The sequence below is a fragment of the Phyllobacterium sp. OV277 genome, assembly GCF_900104355.1.
GTDB lineage: Bacteria > Pseudomonadota > Alphaproteobacteria > Rhizobiales > Rhizobiaceae > Phyllobacterium.
The window spans coordinates 1,124,950-1,143,406 of sequence record NZ_FNIY01000002.1 but is presented as its reverse complement, the minus strand read 5'-3'; the positions used below and the strand labels follow the sequence as shown (position 1 = coordinate 1,143,406).

Annotated in this window: 19 protein-coding genes; 5 read left to right on the top strand and 14 right to left on the bottom strand. The window is 55.6% G+C overall.

Features of this window, described 5'->3' with window-relative positions; all coding sequences use genetic code 11:
* Positions 1 to 16: 16 nt before the first annotated feature.
* Complete coding sequence (locus tag BLU05_RS11660; RefSeq protein WP_091880068.1) at positions 17 to 1,270, bottom strand: aspartate kinase; 1,254 nt, start codon at positions 1,268 to 1,270, stop codon at positions 17 to 19.
* Between the two features lie 444 nt (positions 1,271 to 1,714).
* Here BLU05_RS11660 and ubiG point away from each other — a divergent pair, with 444 nt between their 5' ends.
* Entirely contained in the window at positions 1,715 to 2,461 is a 747-nt protein-coding gene (ubiG, locus tag BLU05_RS11655; RefSeq protein WP_091880067.1) for a bifunctional 2-polyprenyl-6-hydroxyphenol methylase/3-demethylubiquinol 3-O-methyltransferase UbiG, read from the top strand.
* A gap of 3 nt (positions 2,462 to 2,464) precedes the next feature.
* Here ubiG and BLU05_RS11650 read toward each other — a convergent pair whose 3' ends face one another.
* From BLU05_RS11650 to BLU05_RS11630, 5 genes are all read right to left on the bottom strand, one after another.
* Positions 2,465 to 3,370 (bottom strand): DMT family transporter, encoded by a 906-nt coding sequence (locus BLU05_RS11650; protein WP_091880065.1) that lies wholly within the window; start codon positions 3,368 to 3,370, stop codon positions 2,465 to 2,467.
* Between the two features lie 65 nt (positions 3,371 to 3,435).
* A complete protein-coding gene (locus BLU05_RS11645; RefSeq protein WP_091880064.1) occupies positions 3,436 to 3,849 on the bottom strand; it encodes a DUF1178 family protein in 414 nt (137 codons plus the stop codon).
* Positions 3,846 to 4,715, bottom strand: coding sequence for a carbon-nitrogen hydrolase family protein (locus BLU05_RS11640; protein WP_091880063.1), 870 nt, complete (start codon positions 4,713 to 4,715; stop codon positions 3,846 to 3,848). The genes BLU05_RS11645 and BLU05_RS11640 overlap by 4 nt, the downstream gene beginning before the upstream one ends.
* Before the next feature lie 10 nt (positions 4,716 to 4,725).
* A complete protein-coding gene (grxC, locus tag BLU05_RS11635; protein WP_091880061.1) occupies positions 4,726 to 4,995 on the bottom strand; it encodes a glutaredoxin 3 in 270 nt (89 codons plus the stop codon).
* Between the two features lie 77 nt (positions 4,996 to 5,072).
* On the bottom strand, positions 5,073 to 5,828 hold the full coding sequence (locus BLU05_RS11630; RefSeq protein ID WP_244518279.1) for a ComF family protein: 756 nt from the start codon (positions 5,826 to 5,828) through the stop codon (positions 5,073 to 5,075).
* A gap of 72 nt (positions 5,829 to 5,900) precedes the next feature.
* On the opposite strand from BLU05_RS11630, the gene BLU05_RS11625 reads away from it, so the two are divergent.
* Positions 5,901 to 6,791, top strand: coding sequence for a methyltransferase domain-containing protein (locus BLU05_RS11625; protein ID WP_091880059.1), 891 nt, complete (start codon positions 5,901 to 5,903; stop codon positions 6,789 to 6,791).
* 3 nt (positions 6,792 to 6,794) lie between these two features.
* Here the strand turns inward: BLU05_RS11625 and BLU05_RS11620 are convergent, their stop codons facing one another.
* The 5 genes from BLU05_RS11620 to BLU05_RS11600 form a co-directional block, all read right to left on the bottom strand.
* Positions 6,795 to 7,115: a hypothetical protein gene (locus tag BLU05_RS11620; RefSeq protein WP_091880057.1), complete on the bottom strand. Its 321-nt coding sequence runs from the start codon at positions 7,113 to 7,115 to the stop codon at positions 6,795 to 6,797.
* Positions 7,116 to 7,229: 114 nt separating this feature from the next.
* Positions 7,230 to 7,640 carry a (deoxy)nucleoside triphosphate pyrophosphohydrolase gene (locus tag BLU05_RS11615; protein WP_091880056.1) on the bottom strand — a complete coding sequence of 137 codons (411 nt, stop codon included), beginning with the start codon at positions 7,638 to 7,640 and terminating at the stop codon, positions 7,230 to 7,232.
* Positions 7,637 to 8,398 (bottom strand): GNAT family N-acetyltransferase, encoded by a 762-nt coding sequence (locus tag BLU05_RS11610; protein WP_091880054.1) that lies wholly within the window; start codon positions 8,396 to 8,398, stop codon positions 7,637 to 7,639. The genes BLU05_RS11615 and BLU05_RS11610 overlap by 4 nt, the downstream gene beginning before the upstream one ends.
* Positions 8,398 to 9,639, bottom strand: coding sequence for a bifunctional glutamate N-acetyltransferase/amino-acid acetyltransferase ArgJ (gene argJ, locus BLU05_RS11605; RefSeq protein WP_091880053.1), 1,242 nt, complete (start codon positions 9,637 to 9,639; stop codon positions 8,398 to 8,400). The genes BLU05_RS11610 and argJ overlap by 1 nt, the downstream gene beginning before the upstream one ends.
* 90 nt (positions 9,640 to 9,729) lie before the next feature.
* A complete protein-coding gene (locus tag BLU05_RS11600; protein ID WP_091880051.1) occupies positions 9,730 to 10,650 on the bottom strand; it encodes a peptidylprolyl isomerase in 921 nt (306 codons plus the stop codon).
* Between the two features lie 268 nt (positions 10,651 to 10,918).
* Here BLU05_RS11600 and secA point away from each other — a divergent pair, with 268 nt between their 5' ends.
* From secA to BLU05_RS11585, 3 genes are all read left to right on the top strand, one after another.
* The gene (secA, locus tag BLU05_RS11595) at positions 10,919 to 13,636 is read left to right on the top strand and encodes a preprotein translocase subunit SecA (protein WP_091880050.1); all 2,718 of its coding nucleotides are present in this window, start codon (positions 10,919 to 10,921) and stop codon (positions 13,634 to 13,636) included.
* 141 nt (positions 13,637 to 13,777) lie between these two features.
* The gene (locus BLU05_RS11590; RefSeq protein ID WP_091880048.1) at positions 13,778 to 15,199 is read left to right on the top strand and encodes a lipopolysaccharide biosynthesis protein; all 1,422 of its coding nucleotides are present in this window, start codon (positions 13,778 to 13,780) and stop codon (positions 15,197 to 15,199) included.
* On the top strand, positions 15,199 to 16,482 hold the full coding sequence (locus BLU05_RS11585) for a type IV secretion system effector crotonyl transferase BspF (RefSeq protein ID WP_091880047.1): 1,284 nt from the start codon (positions 15,199 to 15,201) through the stop codon (positions 16,480 to 16,482). The genes BLU05_RS11590 and BLU05_RS11585 overlap by 1 nt, the downstream gene beginning before the upstream one ends.
* Positions 16,483 to 16,500: 18 nt before the next feature.
* On the opposite strand, the gene BLU05_RS11580 is transcribed toward BLU05_RS11585, so the two are convergent.
* Genes BLU05_RS11580 through BLU05_RS11570 form a run of 3 tightly spaced genes read right to left on the bottom strand, consistent with a single transcriptional unit; the run spans position 16,501 to position 18,419 of the window.
* Entirely contained in the window at positions 16,501 to 16,851 is a 351-nt protein-coding gene (locus BLU05_RS11580) for a CAP-Gly domain protein (protein ID WP_091880045.1), read from the bottom strand.
* 43 nt (positions 16,852 to 16,894) lie between these two features.
* A complete protein-coding gene (locus BLU05_RS11575; RefSeq protein WP_091880044.1) occupies positions 16,895 to 17,131 on the bottom strand; it encodes a BrnA antitoxin family protein in 237 nt (78 codons plus the stop codon).
* Between the two features lie 34 nt (positions 17,132 to 17,165).
* Positions 17,166 to 18,419, bottom strand: a complete 1,254-nt coding sequence (locus BLU05_RS11570; protein ID WP_091880042.1) for an adenylate/guanylate cyclase domain-containing protein — start codon at positions 18,417 to 18,419, stop codon at positions 17,166 to 17,168.
* Between the last annotated feature and the right edge of the window lie 38 nt (positions 18,420 to 18,457).

Genomic DNA, 18,457 nt, shown 5'->3' with positions numbered 1-18,457 from the left:
TGTCTTAGACAGTAAATTAATGCTTATCCAGACCGTAGACAGAATGCAAAGTCCGAACCGCAAGTTCCGCATAGGGACCGTCAATAAGAATGGAAATCTTGATTTCCGAAGTGGTGATGGCGCGGATGTTGATGCCCTTGTCCGCCAATGCGCGGAACGCCGTTGCGGCAACGCCCGCATGGCTTCGCATACCGATACCGATCACCGAAACCTTGACCATTCCGGCTTCCGACTGGATGATGTCGCAGCCAATCTCTACTTTTACCTTCTCCAGAACCGCGAGCGCCTTATCCAGATCACCTGACGGAACCGTGAAGGTCATATCGGTCTTTGAGCCATCCTCGGAAATATTCTGGACGATCATATCGACATTGATATGCGCTTCGGCCAGCGGGCCAAAAATGCCGGCAGAGATACCGGGACGGTCAGCAACACGGCGCAAGGAGATTTGAGCTTCGTCCTTGGCGTAGGCAATTCCTGTTACAACCTGCTGTTCCACGATTTCTTCCTCGTCGCAAATAAGTGTGCCGGGCGGATTGATCAGATCACCCATGCCCGGCGCATCGGGGTCTTCGAAACTGGATCGTACAAATGTGCGCACTTTGTGCACCATCGCAAGCTCGACGGACCGCACCTGCAGAACTTTGGCACCAAGCGAAGCCATTTCGAGCATTTCTTCGAAGGAAATGCGCGAAAGCCTGCGGGCCTTTGGCTCAACGCGCGGATCAGTGGTGTAGACGCCGTCGACATCCGTGTAGATATCGCACCGGTCAGCCTTAACCGATGCAGCAATCGCCACGGCGCTCGTATCCGAACCACCGCGACCAAGCGTCGAAATGCGGTTATCCGGGCCAATACCCTGAAACCCGGCAATCACGGCAACCTGACCTTCCTTGAAACGCTCAATCAGGAACGAGCCGTCAATATCGATAATGCGCGCAGCACCATGGGCATTGTCCGTCTTGATCGGAATCTGCCAACCCTGCCAGGAACGCGCGTGTACACCCATGCCCTGCAAGGCCACAGCCAGCAATCCGGCGGTTACCTGCTCGCCGGAGGCGACAATTGCATCATATTCGCGTGCATCATGCATCGGCGAGGTCTGACGGGTCCAGGCGACGAGTTCGTTGGTTTTCCCTGCCATTGCGGAAACGACGACTGCGACTTCGTGCCCAGCATCAACTTCACGTTTGACATGCCGGGCCACATTACGGATGCGGTCGATATCGGCCACCGAAGTGCCACCGAATTTCATCACAATGCGTGCCATGGGAAATACCGTTCTGGAAAGGCCTGAAAATGAGATTTAAAACGATCCACCCTGTCGAAAGCGGAACGCGGTTTCCCATAACGAAATTATGACGCAACTGCAAGAACGCGTGATCAGGCAGGCAATGTTTGTCGGGGGATGTACGCTTTTGCGATGAATAGCGAAACTCATCGTTCGTGGTTCGACAAGCTCACCATGAGGGAGAGTGAGGATGCAACGATAATCGCCAACATTTCAGATCATAAAAATTGCAGATCACAAAGGTTGCAGAACTTGACTCCCTTTCATCACCCCTCTCCCTCATGGTGAGCTTGTCGAACCACGAACCTTTGGTCTAGCAACTGCATCACCACCCTTGGAGCCAATTCAAAGCCCAAAAGAATTTGCATCTTGACATTTTTTGCCGGAAGGGGCCTCTCCAGAGGCAGTAAAAAGGACCTTGCCATGACCGAAGCCCAACGCAGCACAATTGATGCCGCTGAAGTAGAACGCTTTTCGCGCATGGCCGCCGAATGGTGGAATCCGCAGGGCAAATTCCGGCCACTGCATAAGTTCAATCCGACCCGGCTTGCCTATATCAAGGAAAAAGTCTGCGCCCATTACGGCCTTGACCCGAACAGCCCGAAACCCTTCGCCGGACTGCGCCTGCTGGATATTGGCTGCGGTGGCGGCCTGCTGTGCGAACCCATGGCGCGGCTGGGTGCTTCGGTTGTCGGTGCTGATGCGGGCGAAACCAATATTGAAGTTGCAAAAATTCATGCAGCCCAAAGCGGGCTCGATATTGACTATCGCGCTACAACAGCCGAAGCGCTGGCAGAAGCTGGCGAGAAATTCGATATCGTCCTCAACATGGAAGTGGTTGAGCATGTGGCCGATGTTGAGCTTTATCTCACCGCTTGCGCACAGATGGTCAAACCGGGTGGCGTCACCTTTGTCGCCACGATCAACCGAACGCTGAAGGCTCTTGGCCTTGCCATTTTCGGTGCTGAATATGTGTTGCGCTGGTTGCCGCGCGGCACTCACCAATATGAAAAGCTGGTTCGGCCTGAAGAACTGGAAGGACCGCTGACACAGGCCGGGCTCGAAATCACCGAGACCGTGGGCGTGACCTATAATCCGCTCGCCGACAGCTGGAATCGCTCAACCGACACCAATGTCAATTACATGGTACTGGCGGTCCGTCCGCGTTAAAAATCAGGCTGTGGCGGTGGCCTTTGCCGCCATGCGCTGGGCCTTTGTCGTCATCAACACGCCGATGGTGATAATAATCGCCCCCACCCATGTCGCCAGTTGGTAGACTTCGCCCAGAAACAATGTCCCCGCGATCAGCGCCACTGCGGCGCCAACATAGCCGATCTGGCTGAGATAGACAGGGCCACCAACCGCCTGCAATCGGAAGTAGAGTGCAAACATGCAGGTTGAGGCCAATATCTGCGCAACAACCAGCCACGGCACATTGCCAAGCGGTTCGACGGCAAAACTACCGCTCACGTAGAAAATAACCGGGATCAGCAATAGAGCGGTCGTCAGATGGCTGCCCGCTGCAAGCTCGGTCGGATCAGCCCCTTCAGGCCAGTCAATAGTGCGGTAAACATTGCCAAGAGCCAACAGGACCGGAATAAGCAGCCCAATCACGATCCAGAATGGTTCGGCCGGTTGCCCCACCTGACCACGGGTGAAGCCGACAAGCACAGCCCCGGCAAAGCCCACCATAATGCCCAAAAGCCCAAGCATATTGGGCCGCTTGATGCCGAACAGCATCGACAACAACAGCGTAAAGACCGGCGACAAGGTGTACATGATGCCGGTAAAGCCGGACCCCAGATGTGGAATGGCCGAAAGCGTCATCAGATTGGGAACCGCATAGGAAATCAACGCGGTAATCAGATAATACCGGGCCATGCGCCCATTGAGCAATGGCCGCTTGCCCATCGCCAGAAAGGCCGCCAGAAGCACAGTCCCCGCACCGGTTGAAATCACAAATGCCCAGACTGCCGGAGTTACCCCAGCACCGAAAGCCAATTTACCGAAGGGCAGCGTCAATCCGAGAAAAGCGCCGGTCAGAATGAGCAGCGCAGGAGCGGAATTCAGAAATGGCATGAGGAATTATCCGGCAGGAAGATTATGACTGCGGCAGCTTAGACCTTCGTATCAAACGCGCAAGATCAATTATGGTCTTCAGGAAAGGTTGGCAGCGGCATGATATCGATGCCATCGTCGAGCAAGGATTTCACTTCGTCGCCGGATGCTTCGCCGTAAATTCCGCGCTGATCCGCTTCGCCAAAATGGATTTTGCGCGCCTCTTCAGCAAAATCAGCCCCGACATAATCGGCATTCTCGCGCACTTTGCGGGCGACTTCCTTCAGCTCATTGACCATCTTGCTCATGGTAACGGCAATCTTTTCCTTTTGCCGTCCTGTCGTCACTGACGGCGCCATCAGCGCTTTTTCCACTTTGTGCGAGCCGCACACCGGGCAGGTGACCAGAAGCTTCTTCGATTGGCTGTCAAAATCGTCATTGCTGCGGAACCACCCTTCAAATTCGTGGTCCTGCTCGCAGTGAAGGGAAAAACGGATCATGACGCGGCCGATTGTCTCTCGCTTTGGCCGTCATCCGACTGGATGACCAGACCAAAGGGACGGGCATTTTTAAGGTTGGGCACTTTGGAACGGGCAGCCGCACTCAAAGATGGATCAATATCCGCGATGATCACAGCCGGGTCCGCATGATCAGCTTCTGCCAGAACCTCGCCCCAAGGCGCAACAATGATCGAATGACCGAATGTTTCACGGCCATCCTCATGCACACCGCCCTGTGCCGCCGAAACGACAAAGGCACCATTCTCGATAGCGCGGGCACGCTGGAGGATATGCCAATGCGCTTCACCGGTCTGGCGCGTGAATGCGGCTGGAGCCGTCAACACCGAAGCGCCTGCGAGAGCCTGCGCGCGGAACAGTTGCGGGAAACGCACATCGTAACAGATGGCAAGGCCGAGCCGTGCAAAAGGAAGTGTGGCCACGACAGAATCCGAGCCCGGCGCATAGACGGCAGATTCCCGCCAGCTCTCGCCATTGTCGAGATCGACGTCAAACATATGAATCTTGTCGTAGCGGGTAATAATCTTGCCATCGGGTCCGAACAGGAAGGCGCGGTTGGCAACCTTGCCGTCTTCGCGCGCAATGGCCGTCGAACCGATATGCAGGTGAATCCCGTGCTGTGCCGCAAGGTCCGAAGCCGTGCGTACGATAATATCCTCATCTTCCGCGCGCAGAATGCTCGCCAATGCCTTGCGGTCACGCTGCAATGCACCGGTCATCTCAGGTGTCTGGACATAAACCGCACCCTTGCCGACGGCATCGGCGACATAACCGGCAAGATCGGCGGCATTGCGCTGCGGATCAACGCCTGAGCGCATCTGAATGGCGGCTGCGCGAAATAAGCTCATTGTCAGGTCCTTAAGCCAGTGCGCCTGTTTTCAGCAATGGATCAAGACGCCCCTGCTGTTCCAGCGCATAAAGGTCGTCACAACCACCGACATGAACCGCACCGATGAAAATCTGCGGAAAGGTCGAACGCCCATTGGCGCGCGCCAGCATGGCCTGCCGTGCGTCCGGTTCAACCGTCGCATTGTGCTCGACAAAGGCAACGCCCTTCTTATCAAGAAGGCTCTTGGCAGCCGAGCAATAGCCGCAGCCATCACGCGTATAGATTGTGACATCAACCATCATCATACTCCACTATGAATTCTATATAGGCGTCCGCAATCAAAGCGCAAAGACCCGTTTTTTCCCCAGAATAGCACTTAGACAGATAATTCTTTCGAAAGAACCCGCCCGAAGGTCAGAACATCGACACTGGAAGCCCCGCCACGCAGCAAGGCGCGAACAGCCGCTTTCACGGTTGCACCTGTCGTATAGACATCATCGATCAGGAGAACATTCCGGCCCCGCACCTTGATATCCTGCGTATCCGGTACTTTGAATGCACCCCGCACGTTGGCCACACGTTCATTGGCGCCGAGCCCGACCTGCTGCTGCGTTGGCTTGATGCGCTTCAACGCGCCCGGCTCAAATGGCTTGCCGCTGATCTTGCCCAGATTGCGCGCAAGTTCCGCTGACTGATTAAACCGGCGAAACCAGAACCGCCGCGCATGCAGGGGCACCGGCACAATGACATCGCATTCATCAAGCAGTTCGCTGCCCGCACGGGCCATCCATCGTGCCATCCAGGGGCCAAGATCAGTCCGGTCGCTATATTTCAGCCGATGCACCATCGTGCTGATCGCCCCCTCATACACCGCAACGGAGCGCGCCCGGCGAAACGGCGGCGGGTCGGCGATTGCTTCCGCCGACAGGATTTCCGCACCCAGATCATGGCTGAAAGGAATGCCAAGCACCGGACAATAGGGTTTTTCGATAAAGCGAACCTTTGACCAGCAGGCAGCGCACAGGCTTCCCGGCTCACACACAAGGCTCTGGCATTCCGCGCAGGTCGGCGGGAACAGCAGCATGAACAGGCGATTTGTCACGATGCGCACAAAAGTGCGGGCGGTTTCCATTGCAATTCGTTCCAGAGCGACGCATTTACGCATTGAGCTGTTGGAACTATACATTGATCAGAGAAATTCGGAATGGATCAGCACAGGATCTTCGATCGAAATTTGCTTCGGCAAAGGCGTCTGCGCGCGTTGCACCAGCAGGGCATGACGGGCGACTTTCTGCTCGCCCGCGCTGCTGACGATCTGGAAGAACGGCTTTCAGCGGTAGAGCGTACTTTCGATGTCGCTATTGATCTGGCAAGCCATACGGGCTTGGCAGCGAAAGCCATCCAACGCTCCGGCAAGGCCGAGACAATTATCCGAATTGAGCAAGATGCGCGTTTTCTAGACAAGGACTTTCCGTCTGTCGTGGCCGATGAGGAAATTCTGCCGCTTAAGCCAGCCAGTGCCGGGCTGATTGTTTCCCTGCTTTCCCTGCATCTGACCAACGACACCCCCGGAACCCTTCTCCAGATCAGGCGGGCCCTCAAACCAGACGGATTGTTTCTGGGCGCCATGGCCGGTGAAGCGACACTAACCGAGTTGCGCGAAGTCTTGCTGGCTGCCGAGAGTGAAATCAGCGGCGGTGTGTCGCCCCGCGTGGCTCCTTTTGCCGATGTGCGCGATGTGGGCGGCCTGTTGCAGCGGGCCGGTTTCACTCTGCCCGTCACAGATATCGAAACTTATACGGTACGCTATGATTCACTCTTCGCGCTGATACGGGATTTGCGCGCTATGGGCATGCAGAACGTTCTGTTCGGCCGGTCGCGCAAACCGCTGACCCGCCATTTCTTCATGCGGGCCGCCGAAATCTATGCGGAACGCTTTAGCGATCCGGATGGCCGGATCCGGGCAACATTCTCATTTATCTGGATGTCCGGCTGGGCGGCACATGAATCCCAGCAGAAGCCGTTGAAGCCGGGTTCCGCCAAAGCGTCGCTGGCCGATTTCCTCAAAGATGTCGAAGCGCTGGAAAAGAAATAGTTTTCAGCAATCGCCGCTTTTGCTGCCATCGCTATGCAGGATGCACACGGAGTTGGGCGAACTCTGCAAGACGCTGCGGCGAACAGTATATTCTGATGGAGCCGCTTTTTTGATTGATCCAGTCGACATCTGGTCGATGGATCTGCTGGATGCATAATCCACCACGGATTTTGACTTCCGGTCTGCAAGGGGAGCAACAACCAAAGCGAGTGCGATTGCAGCAGAACCGAACAGCAGGGTTAAGCGCAGAACGCCCGTTCCCGCACCCAGAAATGCTCTGGACTGTACGGAAGCCTCGTCGAGATTGTCGAATTTATAACCCATGCCCCACCTGGAAAAATTGATCCGGAATTGACTAAAAGTCGCCCATTCACATGAAGGATCGATTAATGATTTGGGTTAATTTCGCGGTGATAAAATCTTAACCACGTTTCCCAGTCAAAGCAGGTCTATAAGGAAGGGAATAAGCGGGATATCGGCCGGTGGCATAGGGTAGTCGCGCATGTCCTTCGGACGCACCCATTTCAGTGCCTGACCTTCCATGGAGCGCGGAATGCCTTCATAGCGCCGGCAGATAAATAACGGCATCAGCAGATGGAATTTCTCATAGGTAAAACTGGCAAAAGTCAGCGGCGCAAGACAGGCAGGCTTGACTGTAATACCCAGCTCTTCCTGCAATTCGCGGATCAGGCTTTCCTCAGGCGTTTCGCCCGGCTCCACCTTTCCGCCAGGAAATTCCCAGAGTCCGGCAAGCGATTTACCCTCAGGCCGCTGCGTCAGCAGGACCCGTCCATCAGCATCGACAAGCGCGCAGGCCGTTACCAGCAAAATGGGATGTTTCTCACTCATGCGTCTGGTGCCCGCCGGTAAGCATAACGGTATGCCTCGGCAAAACCGAGCTTTTCATAGAGCGCAATGGCACCCGCATTATCAGCTTCCACCTGCAGCCAGCCTCGTTTTGCCCCGTGCTGCACGGCCCATTTAATCGCGGATTTGACGATCATCCGGCCATGCCCTTTCCGGCGATGGTTGGCCAGAGTGCCTATATTGAAAAGGCCAGCCAGCGCGCCATCATGCACGCATATGGCCGTCGATACCGGCTCGGTGCCCTCCTCAATCACAAAGAGACCCTTTGCCGGGACAATGGCATTGATGACTTCAAAGAGGCCGGGCTTCAACGCCGGATCGTCCTGATGAACCTCAATGGCAGCATCGATGAACCGGTCAATATCTTTCAATGGAAGCTGATCAATCGCATCGGAGAAGTCGATCTTCTCAAGGTCGGCCACCATGATGAAAGACTCATCAAATCGGGGCCAGCCAAGCCCTTCCAGATAAGCATCCAGTTCTTTGGGCGCGAGCGGCGACAGACGAAACACCGGCGGTCTGCCATGCGCCTTGAAGCGTTGGATGGCGAGCGCCACCCGCTCCTCCATATTGTCGGTATCACCCGGATCAAGCGGGTTGACCGAATTCAGTCGCTTGGAGGGGTGGTTAGCCGTTAAACGGATCGCCCAGCTACCATCATAATGCACCGATGAGGCGGGCCAGGCTCTGAACCCGACAGCCTCGATCTGTCTGATCTGCGCCAGCTGCATGGAACGCATCAGCTGCGATAATCGCCGTTGATCGCGACATATTCCTTGGTCAGGTCACAGGTCCAGACCGTAGCTTTGCCCTTGCCGAGCCCGATATCAACCTTAACGGCAATATCGTCGTTCTTCATATAGGCTGAGGTTGCCGCCTCAGAATAATCCGGATCGCGCTCGCCATGACGGGCAACGCGAATGTCACCGAACCAGATGGCGAGACGGTCGCGGTCCGCAGGCTCTCCCGCCTTGCCAACAGCCATGACAATGCGGCCCCAATTGGCGTCTTCGCCCGCAGCAGCCGTCTTCACCAGCGGTGAATTGGCAATCGACAATGCAATGCGCTTGGCTGAACGCGACGACGTTGCGCCTGTTACGGTAATCTCAAGCATCTTGCGGGCACCCTCACCGTCACGCACAACTTGCAGAGCGAGGTCCTTCAGAACGCGGTCGAGCGCCTTGCTGAAGGCTTTCAGACGTTTGTCTTTTTCCTTCGTCACCGGCGCCGCGCCGCGTTCAGCGGCAGAACCAGTCGCGAAAAGCAGCAATGTGTCTGACGTCGACGTATCGCTATCAACGGTGACGGAATTGAAGCTTTTGCCAACAGATTTGGACAGGAGCTTTTGCAGGATATCCGAAGCAATTGGCGCATCGGTCGCCACAAAGGACAGCATCGTCGCCATATCTGGCGCGATCATGCCCGCGCCCTTGGCGATGCCATTGATGGTGACAGGCACGCTGCCAAGCATGACGGTTTCTGTCGCAACCTTAGGGAAGGTATCGGTTGTCATGATGGCGCTGGCTGCATCCTGCCAGCGTTCCGCTGTAGCACTCTTTGCCATATCTGCAAGCAGATGGCTGAACTTGCCCGCATCCAGCGGCTCGCCAATGACACCTGTCGAGGCAAGAAAGATTTCACTCGGCTTGCAACCAACTGCTTTGGCAGCGGCAGCCGCTGTCAGTTTGGTCGACTCGCGTCCCTTCTTGCCGGTAAAGGCATTGGCATTGCCTGAATTGACGACAACTGCGCGGGCTTTACCGCCGGTCAAACTATCGCGGCAAAAATCCACCGCCGCTGATGGGCATTTCGAACGGGTAAATACGCCTGCGACAGCCACCGGCTTGTCGAATACGATCATAACAACGTCTGTGCGACCCTTGTATTTGATACCGGCTTCAGCGGTTGCGATCCGCACACCGTGGATTTCCGGCATGGTCGGTACATGTTTGGGAGCAAGGGGAGAGACAGACGTGGACATCGGTTACCTCGAAAAGGTGTTTGACAAGGTTTGGTATAGGCGCGGGTCTAAGGGGATCAAGGCCCGGGAGCGAACCCCCGGGCCAAAATTTTACTGATCCTGCGATTGGGTTGCGGCGTTGATCGCCTTTTCCGTTTCCGGATCAGTGTACTGGATCTTCAGGTCGGCGCGTTCTTTCTTGACCAGGTCAATATAACGTTCGCGGATGAGGATCGACTTGACCTGATCCTTGACCTGATCGAATGCCGGTGGCTGCTGCACGCGCTTGTCTTCCAGCTTGATGACGTGGAAGCCGAACTGCGTCTGCACTGGCTCCTTGGTATATTTGCCGACGTCGAGCGCCATTGCTGCCTTTTCGAATTCAGGAACCATCTGGCCAGCCGAGAAGTAGCCGAGATCGCCGCCCTGCGCCGCCGAACCGTCGGTTGACTTTGCCTTTGCAACGTCTTCGAAGGATGCGCCGCCATCGAGCTGCTTGATGATCTCTTCAGCTTCTTCCTTTGTCTTTACCAGAATATGACGGGCGCGAACTTCGTTCTGCGGCGGCATCGCTGCCATTTCCTTGTCATAACGGGCACGCACATCAGCATCGGTGATCTTGTCGACAACCTGCTGCTTGAAGAAATCATTGTGCAGGGCACGATCCTTCAGGAACTGCATACGCGCCTTGAATTCCGGAGTGGCATCAAGCTTTGCAGCTTCTGCCTTGGCAGAGAGTGCCTTGATGTCGATGATTGCATTCAGAGCGGCCAAACGACGCTGGTCGTCAGGCAGACGGGCAAATTGTGGATCAAGGTCGGCAGAAATCTGGTCAACATCACCGGAGGTGATTTTGTCGCCATTGATGGTCGCAAGGACCTTCTTGGGGTCGACCTTGACGGCATCTGCCTTAGGGGCTTCCGCCTTGGGAGCTTCTGTTTTTCCGGCATCCTGGGCCATGGCCACAGAGGAAACACCTGATAACAATACAGCAACAGTCATGAATGAAAGGGTTTTACGCAATTGGTTCATAGGTCTATTTCTCCTTGGGAGGACCGGTACGGGCTATGATTACGGCAGAATTTTGCCTAAACGAAGCGATCAACGGTTTGCTGCTTCAACATTGACATCATTCGAGCCCCCTCTTATCTGTCCATCGGCTTTGCGTCCAGATAGCTTGGCAAGAGATAGGCTTATACATTTGGCTTAATACCCATATTGTATCAGGCTTCCCAGTGTTAAGTATCGGATCATTAAAATGCCAGGTTCTCCTGGCGAAACGAACAAGAGAGGACCAGGGATGGTCAGTTTCGGCGGCCTTGCCCGCAAGATTTTCGGCTCTTCCAACGAGCGTCGTGTCAAAAGCTTCAAGCCGCGCGTTGATGAAATCAATGCGCTTGAGGCTGAAATTTCGTCTCTTACTGACGAACAATTGAAGGCAAAGACCGCGGAATTCCGCGCAAGCCTTGCCAGTGGAACCAAGCTTGATGACCTGCTGGTACCGGCTTTTGCCGTTGTGCGCGAAGCGTCCAAGCGTGTTCTCGGCATGCGTCCCTTTGATGTTCAGCTGATTGGCGGCATGGTTCTGAACGGTGGCGGCATCTCCGAAATGCGCACCGGTGAAGGCAAGACGCTGGTTGCAACATTGCCTGTCTATCTCAATGCGCTTGAGGGCAAGGGCGTTCACGTCGTTACCGTAAACGACTACCTTGCCAGCCGCGACGCCCAGTGGATGGGTCAGGTCTACAATTTCCTCGGCCTCAGCTACGGCATTATCGTTCATGGTCTTGACGATGAAGAACGCGCCGCCGCCTACGCCGCCGACATCACCTATGCGACGAACAACGAGCTGGGCTTCGACTATCTGCGCGACAACATGAAATATGAGCGCGCCCAGATGGTGCAGCGCGGGCACAATTACGCGATCGTCGACGAAGTGGATTCGATCCTTGTCGACGAAGCGCGCACGCCCCTCATTATTTCCGGCCCGCTCGATGACCGGTCCGATTTCTACAACCTCATCGACACGTTCATCCTGCCTCTTGACCCGGTTGACTACGAAATCGACGAGAAGCAGAAAACTGCAATCTTCACCGAAGAAGGCACCGAGAGGCTGGAAAACCTGCTGAAAGAAGCTGGCCACCTCAAGGGCGAAGGTCTTTACGACATCGAAAACGTTGCCGTGGTTCACCACGTCAACAACGCCCTGCGTGCCCACAAGCTGTTCCAGCGCGACAAGGACTATATCGTCCGTAATGACGAGATCGTCATCATCGACGAGTTCACCGGACGTATGATGCCGGGTCGTCGCTTCTCCGAAGGGCTGCATCAGGCACTGGAAGCCAAGGAACATGTGACGATCCAGCCTGAAAACCAGACGCTGGCCTCAATCACCTTCCAGAACTACTTCCGCATGTACAAGAAGCTGGCTGGTATGACCGGTACGGCATCAACGGAAGCCGAAGAATTCGGCAATATTTACGGCCTTGAGGTCACGGAAATTCCGACCAACAATACGGTCAAGCGTATTGACGAGGATGATGAGGTCTACCGGACCGTCGAGGAAAAATACAAAGCCATCGTTCGCGATATTCATGAGGCACGCGCCAAGGGCCAGCCAGTGCTGGTCGGCACGACATCGATTGAAAAGTCAGAACAGCTGGCTGAACGTCTGCGCAAGGAAGGCTTCAAGGACTTTCAGGTTCTGAACGCCCGTTACCACGAGCAGGAAGCCTATATCGTGGCACAGGCGGGTGTTCCCGGCACCATCACCATCGCAACAAATATGGCCGGTCGCGGTACTGACATTCAGCTCGGTGGCAATCTAGAAATGCGTGTGAAGCATGAGCTTGCCGATATGCCCGAGGGCGAAGAGCGCAAGTCCAAGGAAGCTGCCATTCGCGATGATATTGCCCGCCTGAAGGAAAAGGCACTTGCTGCAGGCGGCCTCTACGTTCTGGCAACCGAACGCCATGAAAGCCGCCGCATTGATAACCAGCTGCGCGGCCGTTCCGGTCGTCAGGGTGATCCGGGCCGCTCGAAATTCTTCCTGTCTCTGCAGGACGATCTCATGCGTATTTTCGGTTCCGAGCGCATGGACGGCATGTTGCAGAAGCTTGGCCTGAAAGAAGACGAGGCCATTGTCCATCCCTGGATCAACAAGGCGCTGGAAAAGGCACAGAAGAAGGTCGAAGCGCGCAACTTCGACATCCGCAAGAACCTTTTGAAATATGATGACGTGATGAATGATCAGCGCAAGGTGATCTTTGAACAGCGCATTGAACTGATGGACGGCACGGATCTCAGCCAGACCACGGCAGAAATGCGCGAAGACGTCGTGGACGATTTGATTGCCCGCCATACTCCTGAAGGCGCTTACGCTGAACAGTGGACCGTGCAGCAACTGAACGAGGATGTTCGCAACATTCTCAATCTCGATCTGCCGATCGTTGAGTGGGCCAATGAAGACAATATCGCGCCTGATGACATTCGCGAACGCCTGTTCGAAGCGGTCGAAAAGGCCGCCGCTGATCGTGCCGAGCGTTTTGGCCCTGAAATCATGGCCTATGTCGAGAAATCAGTCATTCTTCAGACGCTTGATGCCCTGTGGCGCGAGCATCTGGTCAATCTCGACCATCTGCGTTCGGTTGTCGGTTTCCGCGGCTATGCGCAGCGCGATCCGCTCAACGAATACAAGACCGAAGGCTTTGAGCTATTCCAGGCCATGCTGACCAATCTTCGCCAGAACGTGACCACGCAGTTGATGCGTGTTGAGATCGTTCGCGAAGCGGCTGAAGCACCGGCACCAGAATTGCCACAGATGGAAGGTCATCACTTTGATGGTCTGACCGGTCAGGATGACTTCGGTGACGCGGCGGTGCTGGAAGACCAGCGCGTTGTGGACCCATCCGAGCGTGATCCGAACAATCCGAGCACCTGGGGCAAGATTGGCCGCAACGAGACCTGCCCCTGCGGATCGGGCAAAAAATACAAGCATTGTCACGGCTCGTTTGCCTGATTCCAAAACCAAAAAAATCCAAAGGCCGCGTTATCAGACGCGGCCTTTTTGCTTTTTCGATAGACTATGCAACTCTCGATATGGCCGAACCGTTCTTTACGGAATATACATCGGTAGGTTGTGAATGAGTGGGGGCTGCGAGTGCGATTTTCTGCGGTAAAAGCTGCAGACCGATTTTTGCCAGAAAAACTGTCACAGCGCCTTGGTCCCTGGTTGTCGCGACTGGATCAGTTGCTTGACGGGTCGAACGAACACGCCGTCGCCCAGCGCGTTTCCCTGATTGCGTTCCTTGTCCGCGTTGTCAGCGCCGGCATAGCCCTCGTTTCTCAGGTCATCTTTGCCCGCTGGATGGGCCCATTCGAATACGGTATTTTCGTTCTCGTATGGGTGACGGTCGTCATCCTCGGCAATCTGTCCTGCCTTGGCTTTCAGACCACAGTTATCCGTTTTGTCCCTGAATATCTGGAGCGCAAGCAGTTTGACCATCTGCGCGGCATCCTTTTCACCAGCAAGGCCTTTGCGGTCAGCATAACCACATGCATCGCCTTGGTTGGCGCCGCCGTCATCTATGCATTGCGCGACAAGATCGAGGTTTACTACATCGCCCCATTCCTTGTCGGGCTGATCTGTCTTCCCATGATCGCGCTTGGTGATACGCTTGACGGCACGGCACGCTCGCGCTCATGGGTACTGGTCGCGCTTACCCCGACCTATATCATCCGCCCGATCCTGACGCTCGCCGTCATGAGCCTTTCCCATTTCGGCGGGTTCGCCCCCACGGCCATGACCGCCATCGGCTCGGCCATTATCGCGACCTATCTCACATCGCTCTTCCAGCTCTACGTCGTTTGCGATCGCTTCAAGGCTGTGGTGCCACCGGGCCCCCGAGCCATTTATTTCAAGGATTGGTTCGCGGTATCCCTGCCGATTTTTCTGGTGGAAGGCTTTTTCTTCCTTTTGACCAATGCCGACGTGTTGATGGTCGGGCGCTATATGGAGCCTGATAAGGTCGCCACCTATTACGCCACTGTCAAACTTCTCGCTCTGGTGCATTTCGTCTATTTCTCGGTGAAGGCGGGCGCTGCCCAGCGCTATGCCGAGCTGATGCAGAATTATGACCACGCCCAGCTTGAGGGATTTGCCCGCGATACGGCGCGCTGGACATTCTGGCCCTCATTGGCGATGGCCATTGTGCTGCTTGTTTTGGGCAAGCCGCTGCTATGGCTCTTCGGCGCACAGTTCACTGAAGGCTATCCGCTTTTGTTCATCATGGTGATCGGCGTGGTGGCCCGCGCCTCGGTCGGCCCGGCGGAAAGCCTGCTCAACATGGCGGGCAAACAGAAGATTTGCGCGATTGTCTATGCGGTTACTTTGGCCGTTAATATTTGTCTCAGCATTCTCATGATACCACTATACGGCCTTGCAGGCGCCGCATGTGCGACGGCAGCCTCGATGGTGTTTGAAGCGCTTGTTCTGGCGTTGACCGTTTACAACCGTCTCAACATAACAATGTTTGTTTTCGCCGGCGGACCGGGCACAAAATCCGCCAAGGAAGAAATCTGATGGCTGCAATACCGCTTCTCGAAGAACTGGCCGGTGGCCCTTCCTCGCAGATCATTTCGCAGCTGGCTGGCTTTGAGTCGCGTGATGCGGCCAAGCAGATCGAGGAGACGCTGGGCACGCGCGGCATCCCCCGCAAACTCTCCGTCTATTCCGCTTCCGCCGGGTTCGACCTTACCGAAGAACTCGAATATCTGAGCTACCGGACCATCGAACCAAACGTCTTCTTCAATCCGCGCTTTCTTGCCCCCGCAATGCCCCGGCTTGATGATCGGCAGGTGCGTTTCATGGTGGTACGCGATGAAAATGAGGTGAAGAGCCGCCTGCGGTTTCTGTTGCCCTATACGATTGAGCGGCCCGGCTTCACCTTTTCCTCGTCGATCCTGCGCGCCTGGGCGACACCTTTTGGCCCACAAGGCACTCCGCTGATAGACCGCGATGATCCAGTTGGCGTTCTCAACGACCTGTTCGACATGCTGGCGCGCAAGCACCTGAAATTCCCTGACGTGCTGGTTTTGCCTGACCTGTTGCTGAACCGCCCGGTCGCCCAGCTTTTCCGCGCTGTTGCGCTCGACCGAAACCTGCCCATCACCACAATTGGCACGGTCGAGCGGCCGTTTCTTGAAAGCACCAAAGAGGGTGAAGAATATCTGCGCGAAGCACTCGGCACACGCCATGCCAAGGAATATCGCCGTTTATGGCGACGCCTGTCGGAAAAGGGCAAGCTGACCTATACGGTCAGCCGCACTGAGGAAGATATCCGGGCCCGTCTGGAAGATTTTCTGGCGGTTGAGGCCAGCGGATGGAAGGGTCATCGCGGTTCGGCCATGGCGGTTGATCGTTTCCGCGCCGCCTTTGCCCGCGAAGCCGTCAACAATCTCGCCGGCCGCGATCTTGCCCGTATCCACACGCTTGAACTCGACGGCAAGACGATTGCCGTACTCGTGGTCTTTGTCGAAGCCGGTCAGGCATGGACGTGGAAAACGGCCTATGACGAGAGCCTCGCGGCCTATTCACCCGGCGTGCTTCTGATGATCGAGATGCTCAAGAACCATCTTGATGATCCAAATATTCTGCGCACGGATTCCTGCGCTGTTCCTGATCATCCGGTCGCGTCCCGCCTGTTTCAGGAGCGCGAATCCGTTGGCACACTGGTTATCGGTCTGACCCCGGCTTCCGATCGGGCAACCCGCCGGGCGGCGGCACAAATCCATCTCTACCGCCGTACCCAGAACTTTGCCCGCATCATCCGCGAACGCTTGCGTGAATTCACCGGCCGGACATGATGTGAACCCGTAGAGGGCTCACACCTTCTCTTTCTTTTTCACCGGGCTGGTCTTCTCAGGCTCTACAGGGGCATCCGGTTTGGGCGCCAGCAGCTTGCGCAAAGAACCAATCTTGTCTTTGACAAGCGGGCGGAATCGCGTTGCCCGGTAGGGCATATCAGCAGCGCCATAGCCTTCAGGGCCATCATCATTGCCGCGATGGATTTCCTCCACCTTGATGCCAACGAACTCGCCATCGACATAGTGCTTGTACATGCCAACCCAGCGAACCGTATAAATCTGCCCCTTACGGATCAACTGATCGATGCTGACATTCTTGAATTTATCATCAATGCAAACGACCTTCTGGCCGATATGAAAATCATTCATCCGTCATACTCCGGCATATCAGGCAAACGCATCACGCCTGGGCTCAGGCTTTCCCCAAAACGGCCTGCCGCAAGACGTCATTGATACGGTCTTGCCAGCCAGGACCACCCTCTTGAAAATGCTCCAGAACCGCGCGATCAATCCGGAGTGAGACAAGCTCTTTGGCATGGGGCACAACAGGCGCTTCACGCACCGGCACAACAAGCTTTTTGGCAACCGGCTTGAACAGCGCTTCGGCGGCATCCATCGGATTAACAGGTCGGCGCGGTGAATGTGCCATATATATATGCTCCTCGTTACTTCAAGCCAGTGCGTCAGGCCGGAATCTGCCCCACGTTAAGACAATCGCCAGAGAACGCAAAGACATCAATGGGCTCATCAAGGCCCCGGAGCAAATGAGACCCCAGATTTTCCAGTTCACACTCAACCCCGGCAAGATCAACAAAGGCCTTTGACAGCAGAACAGGACGATGAACCTGTTTGGTCAGCGTTTCCAGACGCGAGGCAATATTCACTGCCGGACCGATAACCGTAAAGTCGAGACGCTTGCGCGAGCCTATATTGCCATACATGACATCCCCGACATGAACGCCAATGCCATAGCCAAGCGGTTTGCGGCCCTCCCTTACGTGTTCTGCGTTGAGCGCCGTCATTGCAAGCTGCGCTTCGCTGATAGCATGCAGCAGATCGGTACAGGCGGTTGCATTGCTCAGCGGGAAAATGGCAAGAAGACCATCACCCATGAATTTGAGGATTTCGCCGCCATATTTCTCGATTGGCTCCGACATTGCGTCGAAATAACCGTTCAGTAGTTCAATCACGTTGTCACGCGGCCAGGCATCCGAGATACCCGTGAAATCGCGCAGATCGCAGATCAGGATTGCCGCGCCCACAGTGACGCCGCTACCGCGGGTTGTTGCACCGGCGAGTATCTGCTCGCTGGCATGCGGGCCGACATAGGTTTCCAGCAATGTGCGCGCAAAACGGTTCTTCAGCCTGATCTCGCTGACCAGCGCAAGGGCCGGCATCAGGTCAGACAAAGCAGCGATATGCTCATCGTCAAAGCCGCCGCGCCGGTCGGTGGAAAAAGTCACCACATGCCGCTTGCCCAGAGTGTGATCGAGCGGCCAGGCGACATAATCTGTCAATCCTTCTGCGCGCAGCTGGTCATAGAGCTGGTATTTGGGCGCATTGGCGTCAATCACTTCAAGGCGCTGGCGAACCTCATTTGCCCCACTAACAATATCGTTGATGGGGCTATTGAGATATTCGGCTGTCTGTTCGGAACCATATTCGAATGTGCGGATTTCCGTCTCGGTAAGACCCTTCCGCCACAGAAGCCGCGCACCGCGCCATTGCGGATGCTGAATGCGGAAATGCAGCGATGCGCGGGCGACAGGTATCCCCGCAGCTTCAAGTTTTTCGCACATTTCCACGAGAATATTGTCGATGAACCGTTGCTCACGCGTTTCGATCATCAGCCAGTCAAGCAGTGCACTCCTTTGCATAGGCCAAACCCCGTCGCTCGCGCGAGGCGAACTCTTGTTCACGTCCAACAAAGATTGCATTGCATCACCCCGTCCTGATCACGTCTGCACACGATCTG